Genomic DNA, 25,712 nt, shown 5'->3' with positions numbered 1-25,712 from the left:
AGTAGTGCTAATTGCACTACTTTAATAATTTATGCTATTTTCACTTCTTTTTTTATTCTAATTTTTTGCAAGAAATATATTAATCCATAAACTAATAATCCAAATATATAAAATACGTATCTATGAATATTATCTATATGTAGTAAAAGATTAATCAACTTAGGGTAAAACAATATTAAAGTTGCTACTGCGAATAATATTGTTTCATACCATTTATTTTTAATTATAAACCATCCTTGAGTAAAGTTAGTAAATGCTAATGCTCCTAATGATGTCATTATAAATATAAATATTCCTTCTGGCCAGTTGTTTATTCCTACTAAAACTAAATCTGGATTAAATACAAACATAAATGGTATTACTGCTGTTCTCAAATCATATATAAATCCTTGTATCCCTGTCTCGATTGGATCTGATTTTGCAATAGCTGCTGCTGTATAAGCTGCCAAACCAACAGGCGGAGTGTCATCGGCTAATATCCCAAAATAGAAACAGAATAAATGTGCTGCTACTGGTGCAACAGGATTAAATGAATAAACAGCACTAAGCTTTAATATCACAGGAACTGTAATAGATGCCATTACTATATATGTTGCTGTTGTAGGTAATCCCATTCCTAATATTAAACTTGCAATAGCTGTTATAAATAATAATAAAAATAAATTTCCATTTGATAATACTTCTACTATTTGTACTATCATACTACCAATTCCAAGAGATACAACTCCAACAACTATTCCTGCTGCTGCAGTAGCTAATGCTACTCCCATCATATTTCTTGAACCAGCTATAAGTCCATCAGTTATTATAAATATTCCATTTTTTAGTCCTTCAACTATAGTTTTATTATTTTTTTTAGCTGATATAAGTTCTTGAACAAATGTTACAGCAAATAAAACAATTATCGCATTAAAAGCTGATAATTTTGGCGAATGTCTCATTATCATTAACTCATATATTAAAACTGATAATGGTATTAAATAGTGCCATCCATTTTTTAGTACTTTAAAAAAATTCGGTAAATCTGCTTTTGGTAATCCTTTAATTCCTAATTTTAACGCTTCTAAATGTGTTATATAAAATAACGCTATATATGATACAAAAGCTGGTACTATCGCTGCTTTTACTACTTCTATATAAGATACTCCAAGATATTCTGATATAATAAATGCTGCTGCTCCCATAATAGGAGGCATAAGTTGTCCATTTGTACTAGCTGCAACTTCTGTAGCTGCTGCTATTTTACCAGGATAACCACTTTTTTTCATTAATGGAATTGTAAAAGTTCCTGTAGTTACTACATTTGCTATACTTGACCCTGAAATAAGTCCGCTAAGTCCACTTGATACAACAGATGCTTTTGCTGGACCGCCTCTATATTTTCCAAGTAATGCAAATGATAAATCATTAAAAAATTGTCCAGCTCCTATTTTATCAAGTAATGCCCCTAATAAAACAAATAAAAATACTGTATTAGCAGATACATCTAGTGGAATACCAAATATTCCCTCAGTAGAAAGTGATATCTGTGTAAGATATTTTGTAAGAGACACTCCTCTAAATGCAAATATTCCTGGCATATTTGGTCCTAAAAATCCATATAAAGAAATTAACATAGCTATTATTGGTAATGCAGGACCTATTGCTCTTGTTGCAGCAATAAGTATTAAAATAATAGTAGTTATTCCCATAATATAATCATTTGTATTTGGCATACCAGCTCTCTTGGCTATTCCTTCTTTATCTATTATTATATATAAAATAGCTAAAATAGATAGTATAGCAAATATGATATCTATTAATGGTATTTTGTCTATTTCATGTAAAAATTTAAATTTCTTTAATGGCCTTTTTATCATTGGAACACTTAAAAATATAAGAACTGTAGCAAAAGTAAGGTGTATTGCTCTTGTTGATACACTATCTAATATTAAAAATTTTGGTAATGCTAACTGAAATAAAGCCCATAAAATAGAAATTGTAGATATTAAAAAAGAATCAAATTTTCTTTTGTGTCTTATCTTTCCTATTTCTTCTTCTAATAATTCTTCTGCTATATTTTCATCTAATTTCGACATCTTTTCACACTCCCTTTATTTGAAATATAAAAGCCTCCTAAAGATTGGAGGCCTTATCAATTACTTAATTAGTTCTTTTTTTATATATTTCATAAGTCCTGCTTCTTTATAATATTTTAAAGCGCCTTTATGAATAGGTGCTGATAATCCTTGAAGCATACTTTCTTTTGTAAGAGTAGAATAAGCTGGATGAAGTTTTTTGAAATCTTCAAAATTTTCAAATACTTCTTTTGTAATAGCATATACTACATCTTCACTAACTTTTGTCGAAGTTATTAATGTTGCTTTTACTCCTATTGAATTTATATCCTCTGTATTTTGCGCATTTGGATAATTTTTAGCTTCTATTATAGATTTTGCATAATAAGGTTTATCATTTATTAATTTATCAAATTCAGGCCCTGTTATATTTACTATTTTTACTTTTATTCTTCCAGAAGTAGCTTCTTTTATAGCTCCACTTGGATGTCCTACTGTATAAAAAAATGCATCTATTCTTCCATCTTGTAAAAGTCCTGGTGCTTCGACTGCTTTTACATATTCAGCATTTATATCGTCTTCTGAAATTCCTACAGCTTCTAATACATCTTTAGCATTTTGTAATTGTCCAGAACCCACATTTCCTAAATTAACTCTTTTTCCTTTTAAATCTTTTATTGAGTTAATTCCACTATCAACTGATGCTACTAAAGTAATTGATTCTGGATGGATAGAAAATACTGATCTTAATTCTTCTTGTTTTCCAGCTTCTTTCCATTCAGATTGACCGTAATATGCTTGGTACTGTCTATCAGATTGTGCTATACCAAAATCTAAATCACCCTTTAATACCGCATTGATATTATAAACTGACCCTGCAGTTGATTCAACAGTTGCTTTTATATTATATTCTGATTTTGAATTTATCATCTTACTTATTGCTCCACCTGTTGGATAATAAACCCCAGTAACTCCTCCTGTACCTATTGTAATAAAAGTTTTTTTACTACTCGTTGTATTAGTATTTCCGCCTCCACATGCTACAAAAGCAAATGCAAGAGTTAATAATAATAATTTTAAAATATATTTTTTCATAATAGTACCCTCCCTTGTCTTTTTATATATTTCTATGTATACACGTCTATATTTAAGAATATTTTACAAAAAATTAAAAAAAAAGTCAATATTGTCATTTATAATCATCACATATATATATTAGATGAACGCTATATATTTTATAAATGTTTATTAATGTTTATTAATTTAAATATTGTTTTTTCTATGTTTTCTTTATAGTTAAACTTATTAAAATATTCTATAAAATAATATCCATATATAAAATCTTTTTTATAATTTAATAATTTTATATATTTATCAAATAATTTTCTAGCTTTATGAAAATCTTTTTTATTATATAAAGATAATAATTTTTCTATAGTATTAAATCTATATTCTAAAGCCAAATCAAATGTAATATCATCATATTCTATATCCATTAATCTTTCAAAATAAGTTTTAGCTATTTCATTTCTATTTAGATATAATGCTGTATTTGCTATTTCATAATAATGTTTTAAAAGATAATCAGCATCTACATCATTTATATGAACATCTAAAAGTTTTCTATTTTTTCTAAAATAATATTTTACTTTTTCTATGTTTTCTATTTCTTTATATAATTCTAATAAATACATATTTATTAATATTTTTTTGTCATTTTCCTCGTATTTTTTTAATAAACTTCTAAGTATAAAAAGTGATTTATCATATTCTTTTAATCCTCTTAAAACAAGTGATATCATTGATTGAACTCTAAAAACAGTTTCTCTATCTTTTATATATTCTAATTTTTTAAAATACTCTAAAGACTCTTCATATTGTGATAATCTATAAAATGTAAGTCCTAGATTAAATATTATTTTATTTCTTATTTCTTCTTCAAATTCTTCTAAAAAATATCTAATTAATTTTTCTAATCTTACTATTTCATCATAATTTTCTAAATTATATGATATTCTTATTATATTTAATGAAACTTCAGATAATATTTTATTGTTTTTAGATATAATTATGTCGTTAAAAATTCTAAGATAATAATATAATGATTCTTTAAAATTATGATTAGTATACAATGTATCCGCTATTTTTTTATAAAGCTCTATTTTAGTATCAATATTATATTCATGGATATATTTTTCAACTTCATGAGCTATAGTTTCAATATCTTCTCCAGTTTCAATTCTTTGTAAAAAATTATCAGATATTTTTTTCATTTGCTCGTCTTTTGTTTCTAATAAGTAATCTAATTCTACTCTTTCATCTATCCCCCGATTAGATAAAATAGTATTAAAATTATTTACTATAGCTTTTGCAAATTTTTTATTGAAATTTGTTTTCCCTATTTCAACCATCCCAAGATAACTTCTTGAAAATTTTCCTTGTGTAAGTTCTACTTGACTAATTTTAAATTTTTTTCTTAGATACACAATTTTTTCATTTGGTGATAATATTTTCATAACAACATACCCCTTTTTTCAGATTTATTTTAAATTTTCTTCTATTATAGAATACAAAAAAACAATGAATTAGTCAATAGTTTTTGTCGTATATAGTACCGCTTAACTAATACAAGAATTTATTTTTATTCTTTTTCTTAGTAAATAAAGGATGATTTCACTTCTTTTTTTGTCTTATTTATAATATAGAAATTATATATATCTATAATATATATAATCAATATAAGTTTTATATAGCATTTGAAATTATTATAAAACTACGTTACAATATAAAAAATAAAAACAATTATAAATTTTTAAGGGGGAAATATGTTTAGACCATGTATCGATTTACATAATGGAAAAGTTAAACAAATCGTCGGAGGAACTCTTTCAGATAATAAGACAAATTCCATTATTGAAAACTTTGTTTCTGATAAACCTGCTAGTTATTATGCAAAGCTTTTTAAAAAATATAATTTAACTGGCGGACATGTAATTAAACTAGGTATTGGAAATGATGAAGAAGCTATTTCAGCATTAAAAGCTTTTCCTAATGGACTACAAATTGGTGGTGGAATAACTATTAATAATGCAAATTTGTATATCGAATACGGAGCTAGTCATGTAATTGTTACTTCCTATGTATTTAATAATGGTAAAATAGATTTTAAACGTCTAGAAAATTTATCCAATTTAATAGGAAAAGATAAATTGGTATTAGATTTAAGTTGTAGAAAAAATAATAATAAATACTATGTTGTAACTGATAGATGGCAAAATTTTACTAATTTTGAAATATCTAAAGAAAATATAAAAATATTAGAAAATTATTGTGATGAATTTTTAATACATGGAGTGGATGTAGAAGGTAAAAAACAAGGGATTGACAAAGAACTTCTTTATCTTATAAATGATTATTGTTCTATTCCTACTACATATGCTGGTGGGATTCGTTCTCTTGAAGATATTAAGCTTATTAATAGTATTGGAAATGGAAAAATTCATTATACTGTAGGAAGTGCACTTGATATATTTGGTGGAAACCTTTCTTTTGAATATATAATAAACAATCAAAACATAAAATAATATTTATCAATATTAAATATTCTAAATAAAAAACAGCTAAATCTTAGCTGTTTTTTTATTTAGAATATTTATTTTTTTTAATATTAATATATTTCTTTTATTTAATTATAGCGAGATTAAAATCTTATCATTATTCCTAATTTAAAGTCCATATAAAAAGAATCTTTATATCCATTTTCTCCACTCCAACTATCTTTATTACGTAAATAACTATATCCTATATCTATTCCAGCCCATGGACTAAAGAACTCATCACTTGAAAACACCTTATCTAATCCTATACCATATATATCGTATTTACTATCTGGCGCATTACTATTTGAGCTTCCCCCTGAAAAAATATTACTAAAAATATCCTCCCATAATCCATCATATATAGTTCTTTCTTTATAAAAAATCCCATATCTAAATCCATTAGGTTCTTGTAGCTTAATACTTACACCATAATATTCTCCAATTAATGGCGTCATCCCACTACTATAATTAATTAAAATATCTTTTGAATATTGATTAAGTGGAATAATTCCTGTTATTCCAGTTGAAATACTATTTATTATTCCAATTCCTCCTTCAAGTTCAATTGTATGTGCATTTGTTATTGTTGCACATAATAATACTAAAATTAAAAAATATTTTTTCATTTTACCAACTCCTAACTATTGTTATACTAATATATATTTTCGTCAAAATTTCATTTTTTATTAATGTCTAAATCTTTAATAATATAAAATTTTAATTTTTTTTAAAGGATTTCAAAAAAATTTTAGAATAATAATTTAAAGAAAAAATAATATTGACAAATCAAACATATTATATTATTATAATATAATGATATACATTATTTATGACTTATAAAATGTTTTTTTTCACAATCTATTATTAAAATTTAAGGAGGATGAATAAATGAAAGTAATTATTATCGGTGGTGTCGCTGGTGGTGCTAGTGCTGCTGCTAGACTTCGTAGAATAAGCGAAGAAACTGAAATCATTATGATTGAAAGAGGAGATTACATTAGTTTTGCAAACTGTGGATTACCTTATCATATTGGTGGTGTAATAAAAGAAAGAGATAATTTATTAGTTCAAACTGTTAAAGGGATGAAAGAAAGATTTAATATCGACGTAAGAGTAAAAACTGAAGCTATAAAAATAGATACTGAAAAAAAAGTTGTTATATTAAAAAATTTAGAAACTTCTGAGGAATATGAAGAAAGTTATGATAAATTGTTACTTTCTCCTGGAGCTTCTCCAATAAAACCTCCTATTAAAGGGATTAATGATGTTGATAATGTTTATACTCTTAGAAATATGAATGATATGGATGACATTATCGAAGGATTGAAAACTAGAGAAGCTAAAAGAGCTGTAGTTATTGGTGCCGGATTTATAGGAGTAGAAGTCGCTGAAAATTTAAAACACAAAGGATTAAAAGTATCTATAATTGAAAAAGCTAATCAAATTTTAACACCTATGGATTTTGATATTGCTGCTCAATTACATTTACATTTAAAAGAACAAGAAGTAGAACTTTATTTGAATAACGGTGTTACTGAATTTAGAAAAAATGGCGATAAAACTACTGTTGTTTTAGAAAATGGTGATTTTATTGATACTGATATTGTAATTTTATCAATTGGTGTAAGACCTGAAGTAAAATTAGTAAAAGAAGCTAATTTAGAAATTGGTGAAACTGGTGGAATTAAAGTAAATGAGTATATGCAAACTTCAAATAAAGATATTTATGCAGTTGGAGATGCTATAGAAGTAAACTGTTTTGTTTCAAATAAAAAAATTCTTGTCCCTCTAGCATGGCCTGCTAATAGACAAGGTAGACTTGTAGCTGATAATATGCTAGGATTAAAACAAAATAAATATATTGCAACAATGGGAACTGCAATTGCAAAAGTATTTGACATGACTGCGGCTTCTACTGGTCTTAATGAAAAAACTTTAAAAAGATATGGAATAAAATATAGAACTCTTATTGTAAATAAAAATGATCATGCTGGATATTATCCAGGTTCTACTCCTATAGTTTTAAAACTTGTATATAATGAAGAAACTGGTACAATATATGGTGCTCAAGGAATAGGATATAATGGTGTTGATAAAAGAATTGATGTTATCGCTACTGCTATGAAAGGTGGTATTAAAGCTTGGGATTTACAAGATTTAGAACTTGCTTATGCTCCACCATTTAACTCAGCAAAAGATCCTATAAATTTCTTTGGTTATATAGCTGAAAACATTAAAAATGGCGAATTAAAACATATTGAATGGCATGAATTGAAAGATCTTGATCCTGATAAATCGGTACTTCTTGATATAAGAACAAAAGAAGAAAATATGCTTGGTACTATACCTGGTTCAATTCATATTGATTTAAACGAATTAAGAAAAAATCTCGATAAATTAAACAAAGAAAAAGAATATATTGTATATTGTGCTATTGGAGTAAGAGGATTCTTAGCTTATAGAATATTAGTACAAAATGGATTTAAAGCAAGAAACTTGAATGGTGGATATAAATTCTGGTATCCAACTACAGTAGAACAATCAAATATTGGAATATTTAAAAATGACGGAACTTCAACAGGGATTGATAACTATATAACTGAAAATGATGGTGGAATGCATGTTGCTCATGCTGAAGATGCAAAAAGTATTGAAGTAGATGCTTGTGGATTACAATGCCCAGGACCTATAATGAAAACTTTTAAAACAATAGAAGAATTAAAGGATGGTGATATTTTATCTATTAAAGCAACTGATCCTGGATTTAAAAAAGATGTAGTTGCTTGGGCAAATAAAACAGGTAATAGATTACTTGAAGTGACTTCTAGTAAAGGAATAATTACTGCTAAAATACAAAAAAATACACCAAAAGTTGAAAATACAACTAATGCTCCTGCAAAAACTTTAGATGGACAAACTATAGTTGTATTTAGTGGAGATTTAGATAAAGTACTTGCTTCATTTATTATAGCTAATGGAGCTATTGCAATGGGTAAAAAAGTAAGCATGTTCTTTACTTTCTGGGGATTAACTGCTCTAAAAAAAGACGGAGTAAAAGTTAAAAAATCAGGTTTAGCTAAAATGTTTGATATTATGCTTCCAAAACATGTTGGTAAACTTCCTATTTCTAAAATGAACATGGGAGGAATGGGTGCTGAAATGATAAAACTTGTTATGAAAAAAAATAATGTTGATTCTGTAGAAACTCTTATGAAACAATTCTTAGATAATGGTGGTAAAATTATCGCTTGTCAAATGTCTATGGATTTAATGGGAATAAAAGAAGAAGAATTAATTGACGGAGTTGAAATTGGAGGAGTTGCTACTTATTTAGGTGATTCTGAAAATGCAAATAGTAATTTATTTATCTAATTAAAATTAAAGAGTATTTCTAAATATTTAGAAATACTCTTTATATTTTTATATTACTTTATATCTATTTTATTAAAATATATCAATAGCCCTATTTCTCAAGAGGAGCTTTTATTTTTTTCATATATAGCTTTCTATTCATATTATTCTCCATTCTAAATTTTTGATACAAATTTATTACCTTTTATATAAAATCTCCAAAGTTTATATTTATATTCTTCTGCATACTCAATATTAATTCTTTTAGCTTCTACTATCTCAATTTTTTTATCTTTACTATCTAAAATAAAAAGTTTTTTATTTTTACATAAATCATATTTATTTAATTTTTTATCTATTTTAAGAGCTTTACAAAGTTTCCCTGGACCATTTGTTAAATCATATCTTTTTTTACTTTTAATATTTCTGTTCTTTTTTAAATATTCTAATTCATTAAGTGGTTCTACTGCTCTTATTAATACTGCTTCTGGTTTATCTTTTTTATTTGCTACAATATTTAAACAATTATACATCCCATATATCATATATACATAAGTACATCCACCTTCTAAAAACATAGCTTCTGTTCTCTTTGTTCTTTTATTATTATATGCATGACATGCTTTGTCTTCAGGCCCTATATATGCTTCTGTTTCTACTATTTTACATAATATCTTTTTACCATTTATTTCTCTAACTAAAATTTTACCTAATAAATCTTTCGCTAAAAATATTGCATCATTTTGAAAATAATCTTTATTAAGAAACATTTTTCTCCTTTTTATCACTAAAATAAAAATTACAATCTCTTCTATTAATGATTTTATTTTTATAAAAATTATCATATTTAATTTTATCTAATTAATAATTTTTAATACTATATTTTTTTAATATTTTATTATAATTTTTTCTTATTTTTTTCATAGCAATAGGTAAATATTCTAATAAATCACTAGCTATTACTCCGTCCTTCCCTTTATTTTTAGCTATAATATCTGCTGTAAATCCGTGTAGAAAAACTCCTTGCCTTACTGCTTCCTCTATTGATAGCCCTAATATATATTGACTCGCAATAACTCCAGTTAACACATCTCCACTTCCTGCAGTAGCAAGTGCACTATTTCCACTTAAATTTATAAAAATTTCTCCATTTGGATAATAAATCTCTGTTCGAGCTATTTTTACTACTAAAATAACTCCATATTTTACTGCAAATTCCTTACATATTTCTACTCTATTTTTATTTATTTTCTCTATAGATATATTAAGTAATCTACTTAATTCACCTAAATGAGGAGTAAGTATCGTTTTATTTTTTCTATTATATAATATATTGATATCTTTAGAAATTATAGTTAATGCATCTGCATCAAATAAAATAGGAACATCTAGATTTATAATCTCTCTAATGATTTTTCTATTATCTTCAGTAATTGATATCCCCGGTCCTACAACTATCATTTTGTTTTGTAGAAAAATTTCTTTAATTTTATCAATATTTTTAAAACTTATTCCTCCACTTTCATTTTCACTCATTCCAAAATAAACTATTTCTTTTGCATTTGTTGATAATATATTTATAATACTTTTAGAAGTAATAAGCCTAGCATAGCCACCACCAGATTTTAAAAATCCCATTGTAGAAAATATTGGTGCTCCCAAATATTTTTTTGATCCTGCTAAAAACACTACCTTTCCAAAACTATCTTTATGACTATTTTCATTTCTTAAAGGGATTTCAAGTGGTAAATTAATATTTGTTTTTATATCATTATAATTTTCAACTGGAAATGATATTTTAGATAATGAAATTTCACCATTATATTCACAACCTGGATAAAGTATATTTCCATATTTTAATGCACCAAACGCTATTGTATAAGTAGATTTTACAGCTGTTCCCATTATTTTACCGTTATCTCCATTAATCCCAGAAGGAATATCTAAGGAAACAATTTTTTTATTACTATTATTTATTTTGTTAATAATTTCAAAATATTCTCCTTCTATATTTCTTCTTAAACCTATACCAAAAATAGCATCAATAATAAGTGTAGCTTTTTCTAGTCCTTCTTCGTAGTCCTTTTCTCTTTTAATATTTATATTTTTTAAAATTTCTAGATTTATTTTAGAAATTTGACTATATTTTTCTTCATTTCCAATAATATAATACGACACATTAAAATTTTCACTATATAATTTTCTAGCAAGCGCTAATCCATCTCCACCATTATTTCCTATACCACAAATGATAAATATTTTTTCTTTTTTTAATTTAAAATTTTCCTTTAATAAATTATAGGATGAAATAGCGGCGTTTTCCATTAACAATATTTCATTAATTTTATATTTTTCATATGCTCTTTTGTCAATTTCTTTCATTTTTTCTATATTTACTATTTTCATATACTCACCTTTTTTAATTAAAAAAAATTTAACTTACAAATAATATCAAATTATTTTTTATATATCTTTAAAAAACTTTTAGAATTTTTATTATATTCACCAATTATTTTAATTGTTTTATCTTCATAAAATAATATCTTATTTTTTCTAAATTCATATAATTTTTTTAAAAAATCTATATCATAATAAAATTTTATCTCTTTTAAAATTTTATATATATCTGTTTCAAATTGAAAAATATTATGATATTCTGATTCTAAATCAACAAGTAAATCCAACCTCTCCCCATTTTTATCTAATATTTTAAAATGATTAGAATAATAATTTTCTTTTAATGCTTTTTCTAAATACTCTTCATAATCACCATCAAAATGCTCTTTTATAAACTCTATATTATTTTTTATATATTTAATATTTTTCTTATTTAAATACAAATAAAATAATTTTTTAAATTTTTCAAAATTTTTTATTTCATACTTTATTATATTTAACAATTCATCTATATTATTAAATAATTCTAACTCTTTTCTATTTTCAAAATAAAATTTTAAAGACTTAATTCTATTATTTTTAGAATTACCTATTTTTATTTTTTCGTATCTAAAAATATAATCACTTTTATTATTTAATTCTTCTATAATATTTTTTAATACATATCTTTCAAAGTCATAAAATCTACCATATTTTTCTTCTACTTGTAATATATTTTTTAATTTTTCTATTTCTATTTCAAATTCTCCTTTATTTCTATTGAGATACCTTAAAAAATAATTATATAAATCAAGTATATTTTGACTTTCTATTTTTAAAATTGATAAAAAACCAAATTTATAAAATATACTGTCTGGATTTAAAGCTTCAAATAATATTTCATTAAATTCTACTTCTAATATATCTTTTGACATTTTTATACTATTAATTATAGAAAAGATCCCTTCTGCTATTTTACTTTCTAATTCATATATCTCAAAAATATATCTTTTATTTGAAATAGAAATAAGTATCTCATAAAAATCTTTTACGGAAATATCAAAATTTTTTTTCACTGTTTCAATATCATAAATCAAATTTTTTTTAAATTTAGAAAATTCATCAATTAAAATATTAAGATATTCTCTTTCACGTTTTGTAATTTTTTTCTCATTTTGAATGTAAATATAATAATTATTAAGATACGGTATCTTCATTTTCCCACCTTTTTTTAAAAAATTTTTTTTTTAAAATTTTTTTTATAAATATTTATATATTAATTATACCTTATAAACGAAAAAAAACAAATTTATTTTTCCCAATTTAATTATAATTAATATTTTAAAAATTTAATTATAATAAAATCAATACCTTTTAAAAAAAAACAGAATAATTCCTTTTATTATAAAACTTATAAGACGAAAAAAGCACATTTTTTACTGAAATTTGACACAAAAAAGAAAATGTTATAGACTTAGGTCAAGATAAAGAATATCTGAAAAAATAAATAAAATTTTTAGGAGGTAGAGAGGTATGAAAAAAATATTATTATTATGTAGTGCAGGAATGTCTACATCAATTGTTGTAAGAAAAATGAAACAAGAAGCTGATAAAAGAGGTTTGGAAATTGAAATTGATGCTTTAGGATTAGAAAATTTTCATGACAAATTAAATGAATATGATGTATTTTTATTAGGACCACAAGTTAGATTTAAGAAAAATGAGCTTACTGAAATAGCTAAAAAACATAATAAAGTTGTAGAAGTCATTGATTCAAGAGATTATGGTACATTAAATGGAGCTAAAATACTAGATTTTGCGCTTAGCTTATAATTTGAGGAGGAAAAATGGAATTTGATTTAGAAAGTATAGCAATGGAACTTGTAGGAAATGCTGGTGAAAGTAAAAGTTTAGCTTTTGAAGCTCTTGATTTTGCAAAACAAGGTAATTTTACAAAAGCTAATGAAAAAATGAAAGAAGCTGAAGAAAAGATATTAGCAACTCATAGATTACAAACAGAACTTATTTTTATGGAAGCTAATGGAGAAAAAATAGAAATAAATATACTTATGGTTCATGCTCAAGATCATTTAATGACAGCTATAATGGCAAAAGATTTAATAAAAGAATTTATTTCCATGTATAAAAAATTATATAATTAGTTTATAAAATAAAAATTAAAAACTTTCTTTACATCAGAATTAATAGCTCATTTTTTAAAAGAGTTATTTAAAATAGTATTTTTTAGTAAATATTTATATAAAACATAAGGAGGATATTATGAGTAAAATGATGAATTTTGTAGAAGAAAAACTTCTACCAATTGCAGGAAAAATGGCCAGTAATAAACATTTAACTGCCTTAAAAGATGGCTTCGTTTTTACAATGCCATTTTTAATTATTGGTTCTATTGTATTATTATTAGTAAATTTACCCATTTCACAAGAATACCTATCAGAAGGTATCAAAAATCCTATATATATGAAATGGTATGCTGATCTAATGGCGGCTCATAAAGCTAATTGGGTTCAACCATTTTATGTAAGTATGGGGATAATGTCATTATTTGTATCATTTGGTATAGGTTATAGTTTATCTCAGCAATATGGCTTAAATAATATTACTGGTGGATTTTTATCATTATTTACATTTTTATTGACATCAGCAAAACTTGATTGGTTACCTGTTGGCCAAGCAAGTGGTGCTTCTAATCTTTTCCATATACCTGATGGAGGTTGGATGCCAGTTATGGATGCACGGTATCTCGATGCAAAAGGTTTATTTACTGCTATTATTTGTGCATTTGTATCAGTTGAAGTATTTAAAATATTAGTAAAAGCTAAATTAACGATAAAATTACCCGATTCAGTACCACCTGCTATAGCTAGATCATTTGAATTACTAACTCCAATAATAGCAATGATATTAATATTTCAACCTATAAGTATAATTGTTCAAAAAGTTCAAGGAGTAATGATTCCTGAATTAATTATGAGATTATTCCAACCCCTAGTCTCAGCATCTGATTCATTACCAGCAGTTATTTCTATATTGATTATTGTACATGTACTTTGGTTTGCTGGTTTACACGGTGTAAATGTAGTTGTAGCAATAATAAACCCTATAATCCTCTCAAACTTAGCTGCCAATCAAGCAGCATTACAAGCAGGAGAAGTTTTACCTAAAATATTTGCAGGTGGCTTCTTAGATTCATTTGTTTATTTAGGTGGTTCTGGAGCAACACTTGGTCTAGCTATAGCAATGTCTCGAAGTAGAGTAGAACACTTACGTTCTATTGGAAAAATATCAATAGTCCCTGGATTATTTAATATAAATGAACCTGTTATATTTGGTTCTCCAATAGTAATGAATCCAATATTATTTATACCTTTTGTAACTGTACCAATAATAAATGCAACAATTGCATGGTTTGCAGTAAAATCAGGATTAGTAGGAAAAATAATAACATTAGTACCTTGGACAACACCTGCTCCAATAGCTGCATTCTTTGCAACAAATTTTAATTTTATGGCATTTGTATTAAGTTTAGGATTAATAGTTTTATCTACTATAATATATATCCCATTCTTGAAAATTTATGAAGATTCACTCCTAAAAGAAGAAGAAACTCAAACAGTTTCTGCTTAATATTTTCATAAATTTTAAAAGTTTTAATTCACTCTACTTTCAGCGTCCCTTTTAAGGGATGCTGAAAATATTTTTGGAGGCTAACTCATGAATATAACAAAATTAAAAAGAAAAAAGATAAAGATAAATAATAGATTTTGGGAAAAAAAATTGCTATTAAAAATAAATTTATAATAAAATTAAGCTTTAAATTTGATGAAAAACATAAATAATATATTTTAAAGGAGAATAATTTATGAGAAAGTTAGGAATTTCAATCTATCCTGAACATGCTACATTTGAAAAAAATAAAACTTATTTAAATCTTGCAAAAAAATATGGTTTTACGCGTATTTTTACTTGTCTTTTATCTAGTGATGGAGATTTAGATACATTTAAAAAAACTATATCTTATGCGAAAAATTTAAATTTTAAAATAATTGCAGATGTCTCACCAGCTGTATTAAATAAACTTGGGGTTGATTATGACAATTTAGAATTTTTTAATACTCTAAATGTTGATGGTTTAAGACTTGATGAATCATATAGTGGAAATGAAGAATCTATTATGACTTTTAATCCTTATGAATTAATTATTGAATTAAATGCTAGTACAGGTACAAAATATCTTGAAAATATTTTATCATATCATCCAAACTTACATAAATTAACTGGTTGTCATAATTTTTATCCAAAAAGATTGTCTGGATTATCTAAAGAAAATTTTATTAAATCCAGCTTAGATTTCAAAAAAGCTGGTATTCGACTAGCTGCATTTGTTAATTCTCAAAATGCTACATTTGGACCATGGAATATATCTGAAGGTCTTTGTACTTTAGAAGAACATAGAGATTTGCCAATAGATACTCAAGCAAAAGATCTTTTTTATAGTGACTTGATAGATGATGTAATAATCGCAAATTGTTTTGCTAGTGAAGAAGAATTAAAAAAATTAAGTGAAATAAACAAAGAATTAATTACATTAGATATTGAAACAGAAATAGAATTATCAGATACAGAATATAATATAGTATTTAAAGAACTTCATTATTATCGAGGCGATGCTAGTAATTATACTATTCGTTCTACTATGCCTAGAATAAAATATACAAATTCAATTCCACCCAAAAATACTAGAGATATACAAAAAGGTGATGTATTTATAGAAAATGATAACTATTTAAGATATAAAGGTGAGCTCCATATTGCATTACAAAATATTAAAAATAATGGAAAGAGTAATGTAATTGGAAGAATAAGTAATAATGATTTAAGATTTTTAGATATTATTACACCTTGGAAAAAATTCAAACTAAAAAAATTATAATTTTAAAATAATAAATTCTTATTTTTGATTTGCCACCCTAATAAAATAAATGATAGAGATAGATATTTACCTTTCACACTCCCGTCTATCTCTATCACAAAAAGAAAGTGAGTGAAAAGGAGCGATTTTTATGAAGTTTAGTTTATATCTCATCGTATTTTACGGTATTATATATTTTTCAAATTTCTTAGAGAAATATAATTTTATTTCAATAATAATTTCAATATTTTTATTATCATTTATCTACCATAATTCTAAAACAGAAGAAAAAAATTATGAAATAAACCATTTAAAAGAACATTTAGAAGAAATATATATGGATAACAAAGCATTAGAAATTTCTCTTGATTCTATAAATTCAGGAGAAAACGAAGAATTAACATATGGACTTATACATTTAAAAAATAATGCAAATATTATTATGGAGAAAATGACTAACCAATCTAATGACATAAACGAAGCATTATCTTCTATTGAGCAAATATCTACGTCTTCAGCTACAATTAATGTAAATGCACAATATCTATTAGAAATCTCTAATAAAGCAAAACTACAAGTTGAAGAAAGCAAAATAGATATTAACTCATTAAACAAAAATATGAATTTAATTAATAACAGTATTCAAGAAGCTAATGAAAAAATAGATAAATTAATAAGTACATCAAAAAATATAGGAAATATAGTATTTGCAATAAACAAAATATCAGAACAAACTAATTTACTAGCATTAAATGCTGCTATTGAAGCTGCTAGGGCTGGAGAAGCCGGAAAAGGATTTAGTGTTGTTGCTGATGAAATAAGAAAACTTGCAGAACAAACAAATATTGAAACACAAAAAATAGAAAATCTTATAAAAGACATACAAAATAATGTATCTGAAAGTAAAAATGCCAACGATACAGTCTCAAAAAATGTAGAAACAGGTCTTAAAATAAATAATATTGTATTTGAAAAAATAAATAATATTTCTCAGACAAATGATGTTAGTAATACTAAAACAAAAGAAATTGTGAATTTTATAAGCGAACAGATGACTGCTATTTTTCATATAAAAACTGCAATTGAAAGCATATCAAAAGAAGCTGAAGAAACAAAAGAAAATAGCGAATTCAATTTGAAATTAATAACTAATTTATCTAATTTATTAAATCAAAAAATCGTGGATTTAAAATCAACTATGGAAAAACTTGACAAAATATGGTTAACTTTTGATGATTTAAAAATAAATATATAAAAAAGATTGCTAAAAGCAATCTTTTTTAATTATAGCTTACATAAAATGCTCTCGCCCATTAACTTTTAACTATTGTTTTATTTTTATATAAATCTAAATCAGCTAATCTAAATAACTCATCTGGATTTTTAATACTGTCTATAATTGCTACTCCATAACTAAAGTTTACACTTTCTTCATATTTCTTTATGTACTCACAAAATTTTTGATTTGTTTTTAACAATTTTTCTTTATAATTATCTAAATTTGATAATATTACAAATTCATCTCCACCCCATCTACATATAATATCATTTTTAAAATTTTCTTTTAATAATTCTACTATTTTTATCAAAGCTTTGTCGCCTAATAAATGTCCATAATTATCATTTAATTTCTTAAAATTATCCATATCTAATAAAATTAAATATTTATAATCTTTTATTAATTCATTTAAATGCATATTAAAATAATTTCTATTAAATGTATTTGTTAAAATATCGTAATTAGCTAGTCTAAATAATTTTTGATTTAATTTTTCATATATTTTAGAATATTTAGAAGTTATAAAAGTAGAAAATGAAAAAGTAAAAAATATTTGTATCATTCTATCTATAAATTGACTAGTTATACTATATTCTTTAACTAAATATGGATGTTTAAATTCTATATATATTAATATAATATTCACAATAACTAAAGAAAATACTAAAAATAATCTTTTAATTCCTTTAAATAAATAATTTAATATCATAACTAATAAAAATGAATATAAAATAGTATTATTTGCACTTCCTCCCGAATCAATAAAGGCATAAGGAATAAAAAACCATATTAAAAATCCAAAATAGTAAAATTTCATTTTTTTTTGATTTTTATCAAATTTATAAAAAAATAACGACATTAATATCAAAAATAACCATTTTATATTTATTAATATTGGAAATCTTACTATAATATTAAATATTATAAATATAATAGATATTAAAATAGCAAAAATAAGAGAACCTCTATATAAATACTCATCAAGCTCTTCAAAATTTTTTATTTCTTTCATTTTGTCACCTCCTAAAAATAATATCATATTTTACAAAATAATAATATCATATTTTATAATATATTGAAAATTTTTTATTTTATATAAAAATATTGTTTTTTATATTTTTTTTATAATATAATATATATACAAGAGAACCTTAATATTCTCCCCTTTTAGTTTTCTAATTTTTGTGTAGAGTCACATGTCTGACTCTACTTTTTTTATTTGAATTTTAATATAAAAATGTTAAAATATATATAATATATTATTTAAAATATTTTATAAGAGGTGACTATGAAAAGAAAATTTATTATTTATATAATAACAATATTATTTATATCAAATTCTATTTTATTTTCATTTATTAGAATTTATGAAAATTATCATATGAAAAATTTTATTGATACTGAAGAAAAAAAATATGAAGCTTACTTAATAAGTGATATAAAATATTATTTAAAAGAAAATTTTTTAGAATCAAAAACATTTTTAATAAAAAAAGTAAATGAAATAGAAAATGAATTAATAAATTTAAATAAAATAAGTAAAACTCGAAGTAAATGGAATGAAGATGAATTGAATTATATTAATAAAAATAATCAATTTGAAGACATAATTATTTTTAATAAAAATAATAAAGTTGTTTTTTCAAGTAATGAAAAAAAATATTTAAATAAAAACATTTCCTCTATTCTTAGTGATCATACAAATTATTACTTTAATAAATTAAAAAAACAAGATTTTTATATTGGAGACATTTTTTTTGAAAATACTCAAAAAAAAGTATACTCAATATACAGAGATAAAAATTTTAATATAATTATTGGTGTAATTAATTTAGATAATTATTTAAACAAAGAGTTTTACCCAAATTATTTTAAAAATAATATTTTAAAAAAAATAGATAATTATAAATTTAATTTTTTCTTAAAATATATAAATATTTATGATGGTAAAAATGGTAGCTCTCTAATAAATGATAAAAATATTAATTTAGTTACATTAAATGAAATAAAAAATAAAGGTAAATTATCATTAGATGAAAAAAATTGGCATAAAAAATATATATTAGTTTCTGTAGATAGAGAAGGATTTATTAAAAACTACATTTTAGAAACTCATTATGATTTTTCTATCCTTTCACAATATACAAATGAACTCTTTCTTGTATTAGTTATAGAGTTTATTATTTTAATAATTGTTTTTGTATTTCTTTCTTCTATTATTTTTAATAATACTGTAACTAAAAAAATGGAACATATCATTTCAAATATCGAAGAATTAAAAAAAGGAAATTATAATATACACGATATTAATTTAATATCACAAGATGAAATATCTAGTATCGCTACTGAAATAAATAGATTAAAAAAAGAAGTAATCAGTAGAGAAAAAAAATTAATAAAATATGCTGTGACTGATGAGCTCACTAAAGTATACAATAGAAAATTTATTTTTTTAAGATTAAAAGAGCTTATTGATAGAAATATTCCTTTTTCTATTGCACTTATTGATTTAGACCATTTTAAACAAGTAAATGATAAATATGGTCATCAAATGGGCGATAAAATCTTACATGAATTTGCTAAATTATTAAAAAAATTCACTACTAAAAATGATATTGTTGGTAGATATGGTGGCGAAGAATTTATAATTATTTTACCTCATAAAAATATAGTAGAAAGTTATTTGATTCTTGAAGACATTCAAACTTATTTAAATAAAAAACCATTAACTCATAAAATAAATATTACTATGAGTGTAGGTATAACTGAGTTTATAGAAAATATTGATAAAACCATTGCAAAAGCTGATGAACTTTTATACTATGCCAAAGCAAATGGAAGAAATAGAATTGAGGTTGAAAATAATGAAAAAGATATTATTCAATAGTTTAATCCCTTTTATAATTGGATTATTTATATTCTGGAGTATTTCTTTTTATAATGATTTAGATAATTTTTCTATTAAAGTAGGAAGTAAAATTCCTTATGGGTATTATGTAATTTGGAGCATATATATAATCATTTTTATTTCTATGATATATCCTATTATTAAATTATTTTTATTGCAAAAATCTCTTAAAAGACCATATATTTATTCTAGTCCTGATGAAAAAAGAGATTTTTATTATAAATACAAAAAAAGAATACTCAAAGAATATAAAAAAAGATTAAAAAAAAATTATATGCAAGAATATATTAATCGTAATTTAATAAAATCTCTTGAAAATGCAAATAGTATAAATGGAATTAAAACCATTTTAAGAGAAATAGAAAAAACTACAGATAAAAAATGTGATAAACTTATAAAAGATTATGCAAAATCTATTTTTGTATCTACTGCCATATCACAAAATGGTACTTTAGATGCTATTTTTATATTAAAATTACAAGTTGAACTTATTTGGAAAATAGCTCATTTATATAATCAAAGACCAAAATTAAAAGAAATTCTTAATATTTATATTTCTGTTCTTGCAAATGTTTTAGCTGCATCAGCATTTTCAGATATAACTATTACTGAATTAGTTGATTCATTTTTAAAACAATTTTTATCCAGTTTTCCTATAATAAGTAAAATTGGTGGAAAAATAACTGATAGTATATTTGATGGTACTTGTAATGCACTACTTTCTTTAAGAGTTGGTTATCTTACAAAAGAATACTGCAAATATTCATCTGAATTTGATGAAAAATTAAGTAGAAAAATTAGCCGTGAAAATGCGTTAAAATCTATAAATGAAATAGGTATAAAAGATAATATTTCAAACATTTTTAAAAATAACATTAAAAAGTGATTAACAAAGGAGTAAATGATGATTGAATTGTTAAAAAGAGGTTTTTTAAGAAAAAATAATAGTTTAACTATTAAAGAAAATTTTTCTAAAATTAATATACAAAATACTGAAGATATTGAAAAAATAAAAGAAGAAATAGAAGCAATTAATTTAGTATTTGAAAAATTTAAAAAAAAATTTGATTTTTTAATTTTAATATGTTTAATTAGCTTATTTATAAATATTTTTTTACTTATTTATTTAATATTTTTTTTATTATAAGGTGATATTATGTATAAAACAGCTTTAATTACTGGTGCTAGTAGTGGAATGGGATATGAATATGCTAAATATTATGCTGAAAATCATTATAATCTTATTTTAATTGCTCGCAGAAAAAATATATTAAATAATATAAAATTTGATTTTGAAAATAAATATAATATTTATGTTACAGTCCTTCCCCTTGATTTATCTAAAAATAATTTTATTGAAATTTTAAATTCATCTATTAATAACATAACAATTGATTATTTTATTCATTGTGCTGGTATAGGAATTTTGAAAAAATTTATAAATTATGATATTGCAATAGATGAATCAATTATTCAAGTAAATATTTTATCAATAGTTAAATTATTAAAATATTTACTACAAAAAATGGAGAAACAAAATTATGGTAGAATATTAGTTGTTTCTTCAACGGCAAGTTTTCAGCCAGTACCATATATGAATACCTATTCAGCATCCAAATCTTTTGTTACAAATTTTATTATATCCTTAATTGAGGAAAATAAAAACAAAAATATCTTTATATCTTTATTTTGTCCAGGTGCTACTAATACAGAATTTTTAGAAAAATCAAATATTACGCCTAGTAAATGGAGAGGAAATATTCCTAACGCTGAAAAAGTAGTAAACTATTCTATTAAAAAATTTAATAATAACAAAAAACTTATTCTTTATGGCAATTATAATAAATTTTTAATTTTTATTCAAAAATTTTTACCACGTTTTTTTATCCCTAAAATAATTAGTTTAACTATAAAAAAAGGCTCATCATAATTAAAATAAAATTATTTTAAATACATTATTTTTTTAGAGTCATAATTTTCTTTAATAAATTTTTCTTTAATAAATTATTATTTATATTACTTTTTTTTATTAAAATTACAGATATTAATGCTGTTAATGGTACTGTTGAAATAATTCCTATACTTCCAGCAAAACCATTTATAGCTTCTGTAACAATAATTGGCATATTCATAAATTGTAAATATTGCATATTATATCCATAAATTAACATCATTAAATTTAAAGAACTTCCTACAAAAGCCAATATCAAAGTATTAGCCATAGTTCCAGTTATATCTTTTCCAATATTCATTAATGCAGTAAAAAGTTCTAATGTTGATATAGTTTTTTTATGTTTATATATTTCCGATGCAGAAGAAGCTATAGACATTCCTACATCCATTATCGCACCGTGAGATGCTATTAAAATTGATACAAATAGTAATCCTTTTATCTTTATATTATAATCTCTAGCTACATAAAGTAATTGTTGACCTTTATCCATTGTAACTCCAGATAAACCTGCTAATTTCCCTGCTATATAAACTAATGTCCCTGCTATAATACTTCCACCAACAGTTCCTAATATAGCAGATAGACTCTTTTTATTATATCCACTTATTAATAAAAAAGATATAATAGTTGTTATTGATATAGTTATTATAGAAACCATTATTGGATCTTGTCCTGCAAAAATACGTGGTAATATAATAAAAATTATATTACTTCCTGTAATAATTAAAGAAATTAAAGATCTAATTCCCTGCTTTTTACCTAACATTATTAATAACATCATAAATAATCCACCAAGTATATATACTACATAATCCCTTTTATAATTATAAACCCAAATAGAATCTTTCCCGTTCTCTTTTGTTATCCCTACAATCATTTTAATCCCTTTAACAGCCTTTGCATTATGCATTACACTCATTGGATTAATTACTACAAATTCTTTTCCTTTTAATCTCCCGGTTAAAATTTTTAATTTTAATGTTTGACTTCCATTATATCTATTGTCAATAACTTTATCTTTTTCCAATCTTTCTTTTATTATATTTTCTACAATTGCTACCTCAAATTCTTGTTTAAAGTATTTTTTTCTTTTACTTTGTTGATTTAAAAAATTAATTTGAAAAATAATTAAAATTAAAAACAAAATTGCAGAAATTATTAAATCCATATACTTTTTCATACATTATCTCCTTTTATTAATAATTAGAGAAGAGCCTTACGGCTCTTCTTTTAATAAAGATATATAATTTGTCCTACTTTCAATCTATTTGGATTTTTTAATCCATTTAATTGAGCAATATCTTTCCACTCAATATTTTTATCCTTAACTATTTTACTTAATGTATCTCCTGGTTTTACTTTATATCTTATAATCCCTTTTATATCAGAAAGTTTTATAATTCCTTTATTTTCTAAATCTCTTATATTTAATGATTTTATATTTTTTGTTCTTCCATCACTTGATGTAGGTATTTTTATTTCACCTTTTTTGACCATATCAAACACTTTATTTTTTAATGGATGTTCCAATATTACTCCTGTAATTTTCCAATTATTATCTACTTTTGGTGATATTACACCATTTTTTTCTTCTTGTACATATTTTATAATTAATGCTCTAATTCTTCCTGAATCTTGCATTGTAGCATAAGAATCATAATATTTATCTGCAGGTGTTACTAATTTTAACCCTAATAATGTTCCAAATCTATAATTATTTACAGCTAATTTATATATTTTGTTTTCATCTATCGGTTTCCCTTTAAATTTTAAATTTTCTATTCTATTTCCAGCTTCTTTAGATAAATTTATATCATAAGTAACTCCAGAAAACATATCATAATTATATCCTCTTACATTAGGATTAAAACTAACTGTTAAATCTCCATATTGATAAATATTATAATAAGATGCTGACCATTCCATATATTTTTTTAAATTTTTACCTGTTATCTTTACTCCTATTAAAGTATTAGGATATTTATAGATATATGCTACATCTTTTTTCTTAAATTCTCCTTTTTTCAAATTACTTCCAAAATTAAATAGTGCTGCCGATGAAACATCTGCTTTTGAATAAAACATTTGCACATCATTTATTAAATCTATTATAGCTGTATCTTCCACTTGTGCTGTTGGCATTGTTGTTACTTTATCAGCTTTTGTAATATAATCTACTCCTTTTATAAAATCATCTGTTATTTTTCCTACAACTTTATTAGCATCTTCTTTAGATTTTTTATCAACAAATTCAAATTTATCTAAGATTTCTTTATCTTCTTTAACTTTTATAGTATCAATATTTTCTAGTTTTATTGATGCAACTTTATATTTATCCTTATTTTCAGAAACTGTTATAACTGCTTTTGCTACTGCTGCACCATATTTCCCAGGTTCTATTAATTGTACTCCATTTCTGTTTTCTATATATTTAGCATGTTCATGTCCACCAAATAATACATCAAATTGAGGAAATTTATCAGCTATATCATAAAGTCCTGCTCCTCCATATTCCCCTTTTCTTCCTAAATGATAACTACCTATTAATACATCATATTTCCCATTTAATTCATTTAATACTTTTTCTGTTTCATCAATTAATTTTGTAAATCTTAACCCTTCAAAATGCTCTGGACTACTTGCTTCCCAACGCGTTACATTAGGTGTTATCATTCCAACAATTGCAACTCTAACTCCTTTTATATTAAATATTTTATATGCTTTTACAAATCTTTCTTCATTATCTGTATTGTAAATATTTCCTGCTAATACTGTTCCATTAAATCCTTTTATATTTCTTTTTAAAAAATTTAAATCAAAATTAAATTCATGATTACCTAATACCCATACATCATATTTCATTAAATTTAATGATTGAATCATTGGATGAGTTGGTAAATCATTAAATAATTCTGCACTATTATCTTGAACCGTATCTCCATTATCAATTAATATTGTATCTGGATCTTTGGCTTTTTCTTCTTTTATAATTGTCATGATTTTAGCTAATCCTGCATCTTTATCTGGTGCATCAATTGCATAATCATATGCATAAATTCTACCATGTATATCTGATGTTTCCATAATAGTAATCTTTTTATCTGCTCCAAATATCATAACACTTAATAAAAACATAAAAACTAATGATGCTCTTGCTTTTAAAAATATTTTTTCTTTTCTCATTGATTTCTCCTTTTTATAGTTTTTTATTACAAAATTAATATATTCTAAATTATATATCTAAAATACAATATT

At 23.6% G+C, this 25,712-nt stretch carries 21 protein-coding genes; 11 read left to right on the top strand and 10 right to left on the bottom strand.

The genetic code is table 11. The features are described from left to right. Window positions 1-29: 29 nt before the first annotated feature. The 3 genes from EV215_RS01455 to EV215_RS01445 form a co-directional block, all read right to left on the bottom strand. Window positions 30-2,078, bottom strand: a complete 2,049-nt coding sequence (locus EV215_RS01455) for a TRAP transporter permease (protein WP_134112171.1) — start codon at window positions 2,076-2,078, stop codon at window positions 30-32. A 60-nt stretch (window positions 2,079-2,138) separates the two neighbouring features. Then, window positions 2,139-3,152, bottom strand: a complete 1,014-nt coding sequence (locus EV215_RS01450) for a TAXI family TRAP transporter solute-binding subunit (RefSeq protein ID WP_134112169.1) — start codon at window positions 3,150-3,152, stop codon at window positions 2,139-2,141. A 140-nt stretch (window positions 3,153-3,292) separates the two neighbouring features. Then, window positions 3,293-4,573: a tetratricopeptide repeat protein gene (locus EV215_RS01445; RefSeq protein ID WP_134112167.1), complete on the bottom strand. Its 1,281-nt coding sequence runs from the start codon at window positions 4,571-4,573 to the stop codon at window positions 3,293-3,295. A gap of 309 nt (window positions 4,574-4,882) precedes the next feature. On the opposite strand from EV215_RS01445, the gene hisA reads away from it, so the two are divergent. After that, window positions 4,883-5,641 (top strand): phosphoribosylformimino-5-aminoimidazole carboxamide ribotide isomerase, encoded by a 759-nt coding sequence (gene hisA / locus EV215_RS01440; RefSeq protein WP_134112166.1) that lies wholly within the window; start codon window positions 4,883-4,885, stop codon window positions 5,639-5,641. Window positions 5,642-5,757: 116 nt separating this feature from the next. Here hisA and EV215_RS01435 read toward each other — a convergent pair whose 3' ends face one another. Next, the gene (locus EV215_RS01435; protein WP_134112164.1) at window positions 5,758-6,282 is read right to left on the bottom strand and encodes a hypothetical protein; all 525 of its coding nucleotides are present in this window, start codon (window positions 6,280-6,282) and stop codon (window positions 5,758-5,760) included. Between the two features lie 262 nt (window positions 6,283-6,544). Between EV215_RS01435 and EV215_RS01430 the strand changes: the two genes are divergently transcribed. Then, the gene (locus EV215_RS01430) at window positions 6,545-9,028 is read left to right on the top strand and encodes an FAD-dependent oxidoreductase (protein ID WP_134112162.1); all 2,484 of its coding nucleotides are present in this window, start codon (window positions 6,545-6,547) and stop codon (window positions 9,026-9,028) included. A 155-nt stretch (window positions 9,029-9,183) separates the two neighbouring features. Here the strand turns inward: EV215_RS01430 and EV215_RS01425 are convergent, their stop codons facing one another. The 3 genes from EV215_RS01425 to EV215_RS01415 all read right to left on the bottom strand — a co-directional run bounded on the left by EV215_RS01425 (window position 9,184) and on the right by EV215_RS01415 (window position 12,600). Beyond that, the gene (locus EV215_RS01425) at window positions 9,184-9,777 is read right to left on the bottom strand and encodes a DNA-3-methyladenine glycosylase (protein ID WP_134112161.1); all 594 of its coding nucleotides are present in this window, start codon (window positions 9,775-9,777) and stop codon (window positions 9,184-9,186) included. A 91-nt stretch (window positions 9,778-9,868) separates the two neighbouring features. Next, window positions 9,869-11,413 carry an NAD(P)H-hydrate dehydratase gene (locus EV215_RS01420; protein ID WP_134112159.1) on the bottom strand — a complete coding sequence of 515 codons (1,545 nt, stop codon included), beginning with the start codon at window positions 11,411-11,413 and terminating at the stop codon, window positions 9,869-9,871. A gap of 50 nt (window positions 11,414-11,463) precedes the next feature. Continuing rightward, on the bottom strand, window positions 11,464-12,600 hold the full coding sequence (locus tag EV215_RS01415) for a replication initiation protein (RefSeq protein ID WP_134112157.1): 1,137 nt from the start codon (window positions 12,598-12,600) through the stop codon (window positions 11,464-11,466). Window positions 12,601-12,916: 316 nt separating this feature from the next. Here EV215_RS01415 and EV215_RS01410 point away from each other — a divergent pair, with 316 nt between their 5' ends. The 5 genes from EV215_RS01410 to EV215_RS01390 all read left to right on the top strand — a co-directional run bounded on the left by EV215_RS01410 (window position 12,917) and on the right by EV215_RS01390 (window position 17,571). Further along, window positions 12,917-13,216 carry a PTS sugar transporter subunit IIB gene (locus EV215_RS01410; RefSeq protein ID WP_134112155.1) on the top strand — a complete coding sequence of 100 codons (300 nt, stop codon included), beginning with the start codon at window positions 12,917-12,919 and terminating at the stop codon, window positions 13,214-13,216. Window positions 13,217-13,230: 14 nt separating this feature from the next. After that, complete coding sequence (locus tag EV215_RS01405) at window positions 13,231-13,545, top strand: PTS sugar transporter subunit IIA (RefSeq protein ID WP_134112153.1); 315 nt, start codon at window positions 13,231-13,233, stop codon at window positions 13,543-13,545. 118 nt (window positions 13,546-13,663) lie between these two features. Next, on the top strand, window positions 13,664-15,031 hold the full coding sequence (gene celB, locus EV215_RS01400) for a PTS cellobiose transporter subunit IIC (protein WP_208320307.1): 1,368 nt from the start codon (window positions 13,664-13,666) through the stop codon (window positions 15,029-15,031). A gap of 235 nt (window positions 15,032-15,266) precedes the next feature. Continuing rightward, complete coding sequence (locus tag EV215_RS01395; protein WP_134112149.1) at window positions 15,267-16,337, top strand: DUF871 domain-containing protein; 1,071 nt, start codon at window positions 15,267-15,269, stop codon at window positions 16,335-16,337. Window positions 16,338-16,467: 130 nt separating this feature from the next. Beyond that, window positions 16,468-17,571 carry a methyl-accepting chemotaxis protein gene (locus tag EV215_RS01390; RefSeq protein ID WP_134112148.1) on the top strand — a complete coding sequence of 368 codons (1,104 nt, stop codon included), beginning with the start codon at window positions 16,468-16,470 and terminating at the stop codon, window positions 17,569-17,571. Window positions 17,572-17,629: 58 nt separating this feature from the next. On the opposite strand, the gene EV215_RS01385 is transcribed toward EV215_RS01390, so the two are convergent. Continuing rightward, window positions 17,630-18,607 (bottom strand): GGDEF domain-containing protein, encoded by a 978-nt coding sequence (locus EV215_RS01385; protein ID WP_166667304.1) that lies wholly within the window; start codon window positions 18,605-18,607, stop codon window positions 17,630-17,632. Window positions 18,608-18,883: 276 nt separating this feature from the next. Here EV215_RS01385 and EV215_RS01380 point away from each other — a divergent pair, with 276 nt between their 5' ends. The 4 genes from EV215_RS01380 to EV215_RS01365 are packed head-to-tail and all read left to right on the top strand — an operon-like array spanning window position 18,884 to window position 22,433. Then, window positions 18,884-20,482: a sensor domain-containing diguanylate cyclase gene (locus EV215_RS01380; RefSeq protein WP_134112144.1), complete on the top strand. Its 1,599-nt coding sequence runs from the start codon at window positions 18,884-18,886 to the stop codon at window positions 20,480-20,482. Then, on the top strand, window positions 20,460-21,389 hold the full coding sequence (locus tag EV215_RS01375) for a YcjF family protein (RefSeq protein ID WP_166667303.1): 930 nt from the start codon (window positions 20,460-20,462) through the stop codon (window positions 21,387-21,389). The genes EV215_RS01380 and EV215_RS01375 overlap by 23 nt, the downstream gene beginning before the upstream one ends. Before the next feature lie 18 nt (window positions 21,390-21,407). Next, a complete protein-coding gene (locus EV215_RS01370) occupies window positions 21,408-21,650 on the top strand; it encodes a hypothetical protein (RefSeq protein WP_134112140.1) in 243 nt (80 codons plus the stop codon). Between the two features lie 9 nt (window positions 21,651-21,659). Next, window positions 21,660-22,433, top strand: a complete 774-nt coding sequence (locus tag EV215_RS01365; RefSeq protein WP_134112138.1) for an SDR family NAD(P)-dependent oxidoreductase — start codon at window positions 21,660-21,662, stop codon at window positions 22,431-22,433. A gap of 25 nt (window positions 22,434-22,458) precedes the next feature. Here EV215_RS01365 and EV215_RS01360 read toward each other — a convergent pair whose 3' ends face one another. Both EV215_RS01360 and EV215_RS01355 read right to left on the bottom strand, forming a co-directional pair. Next, window positions 22,459-23,637, bottom strand: a complete 1,179-nt coding sequence (locus tag EV215_RS01360) for a YibE/F family protein (protein ID WP_134112137.1) — start codon at window positions 23,635-23,637, stop codon at window positions 22,459-22,461. Between the two features lie 50 nt (window positions 23,638-23,687). Then, window positions 23,688-25,640 (bottom strand): 5'-nucleotidase C-terminal domain-containing protein, encoded by a 1,953-nt coding sequence (locus tag EV215_RS01355; RefSeq protein WP_134112135.1) that lies wholly within the window; start codon window positions 25,638-25,640, stop codon window positions 23,688-23,690. Between the last annotated feature and the right edge of the window lie 72 nt (window positions 25,641-25,712).

The organism is Hypnocyclicus thermotrophus (assembly GCF_004365575.1).
Lineage (GTDB): Bacteria > Fusobacteriota > Fusobacteriia > Fusobacteriales > Fusobacteriaceae > Hypnocyclicus > Hypnocyclicus thermotrophus.
This window is presented reverse-complemented; position numbering and strand designations above follow the sequence as displayed.

Bases quoted from the DNA above. Each gene is read 5' to 3' on its own strand.
- EV215_RS01395 (WP_134112149.1), top strand. From the start codon at position 15,267: ATGAGAAAGTTAGGAATTTCAATCTATCCTGAACATGCTACATTTGAA.
- EV215_RS01355 (WP_134112135.1), bottom strand. From the start codon at position 25,640: ATGAGAAAAGAAAAAATATTTTTAAAAGCAAGAGCATCATTAGTTTTT.
- EV215_RS01380 (WP_134112144.1), top strand. From the start codon at position 18,884: ATGAAAAGAAAATTTATTATTTATATAATAACAATATTATTTATATCA.
- EV215_RS01365 (WP_134112138.1), top strand. From the start codon at position 21,660: ATGTATAAAACAGCTTTAATTACTGGTGCTAGTAGTGGAATGGGATAT.
- hisA (WP_134112166.1), top strand. From the start codon at position 4,883: ATGTTTAGACCATGTATCGATTTACATAATGGAAAAGTTAAACAAATC.
- EV215_RS01455 (WP_134112171.1), bottom strand. From the start codon at position 2,078: ATGTCGAAATTAGATGAAAATATAGCAGAAGAATTATTAGAAGAAGAA.
- EV215_RS01435 (WP_134112164.1), bottom strand. From the start codon at position 6,282: ATGAAAAAATATTTTTTAATTTTAGTATTATTATGTGCAACAATAACA.
- EV215_RS01370 (WP_134112140.1), top strand. From the start codon at position 21,408: ATGATTGAATTGTTAAAAAGAGGTTTTTTAAGAAAAAATAATAGTTTA.
- EV215_RS01425 (WP_134112161.1), bottom strand. From the start codon at position 9,777: ATGTTTCTTAATAAAGATTATTTTCAAAATGATGCAATATTTTTAGCG.
- EV215_RS01385 (WP_166667304.1), bottom strand. From the start codon at position 18,607: ATGAAAGAAATAAAAAATTTTGAAGAGCTTGATGAGTATTTATATAGA.
- EV215_RS01450 (WP_134112169.1), bottom strand. From the start codon at position 3,152: ATGAAAAAATATATTTTAAAATTATTATTATTAACTCTTGCATTTGCT.
- EV215_RS01405 (WP_134112153.1), top strand. From the start codon at position 13,231: ATGGAATTTGATTTAGAAAGTATAGCAATGGAACTTGTAGGAAATGCT.
- celB (WP_208320307.1), top strand. From the start codon at position 13,664: ATGAGTAAAATGATGAATTTTGTAGAAGAAAAACTTCTACCAATTGCA.
- EV215_RS01375 (WP_166667303.1), top strand. From the start codon at position 20,460: ATGAAAAAGATATTATTCAATAGTTTAATCCCTTTTATAATTGGATTA.
- EV215_RS01360 (WP_134112137.1), bottom strand. From the start codon at position 23,637: ATGAAAAAGTATATGGATTTAATAATTTCTGCAATTTTGTTTTTAATT.
- EV215_RS01415 (WP_134112157.1), bottom strand. From the start codon at position 12,600: ATGAAGATACCGTATCTTAATAATTATTATATTTACATTCAAAATGAG.
- EV215_RS01410 (WP_134112155.1), top strand. From the start codon at position 12,917: ATGAAAAAAATATTATTATTATGTAGTGCAGGAATGTCTACATCAATT.
- EV215_RS01430 (WP_134112162.1), top strand. From the start codon at position 6,545: ATGAAAGTAATTATTATCGGTGGTGTCGCTGGTGGTGCTAGTGCTGCT.
- EV215_RS01445 (WP_134112167.1), bottom strand. From the start codon at position 4,573: ATGAAAATATTATCACCAAATGAAAAAATTGTGTATCTAAGAAAAAAA.
- EV215_RS01390 (WP_134112148.1), top strand. From the start codon at position 16,468: ATGAAGTTTAGTTTATATCTCATCGTATTTTACGGTATTATATATTTT.
- EV215_RS01420 (WP_134112159.1), bottom strand. From the start codon at position 11,413: ATGAAAATAGTAAATATAGAAAAAATGAAAGAAATTGACAAAAGAGCA.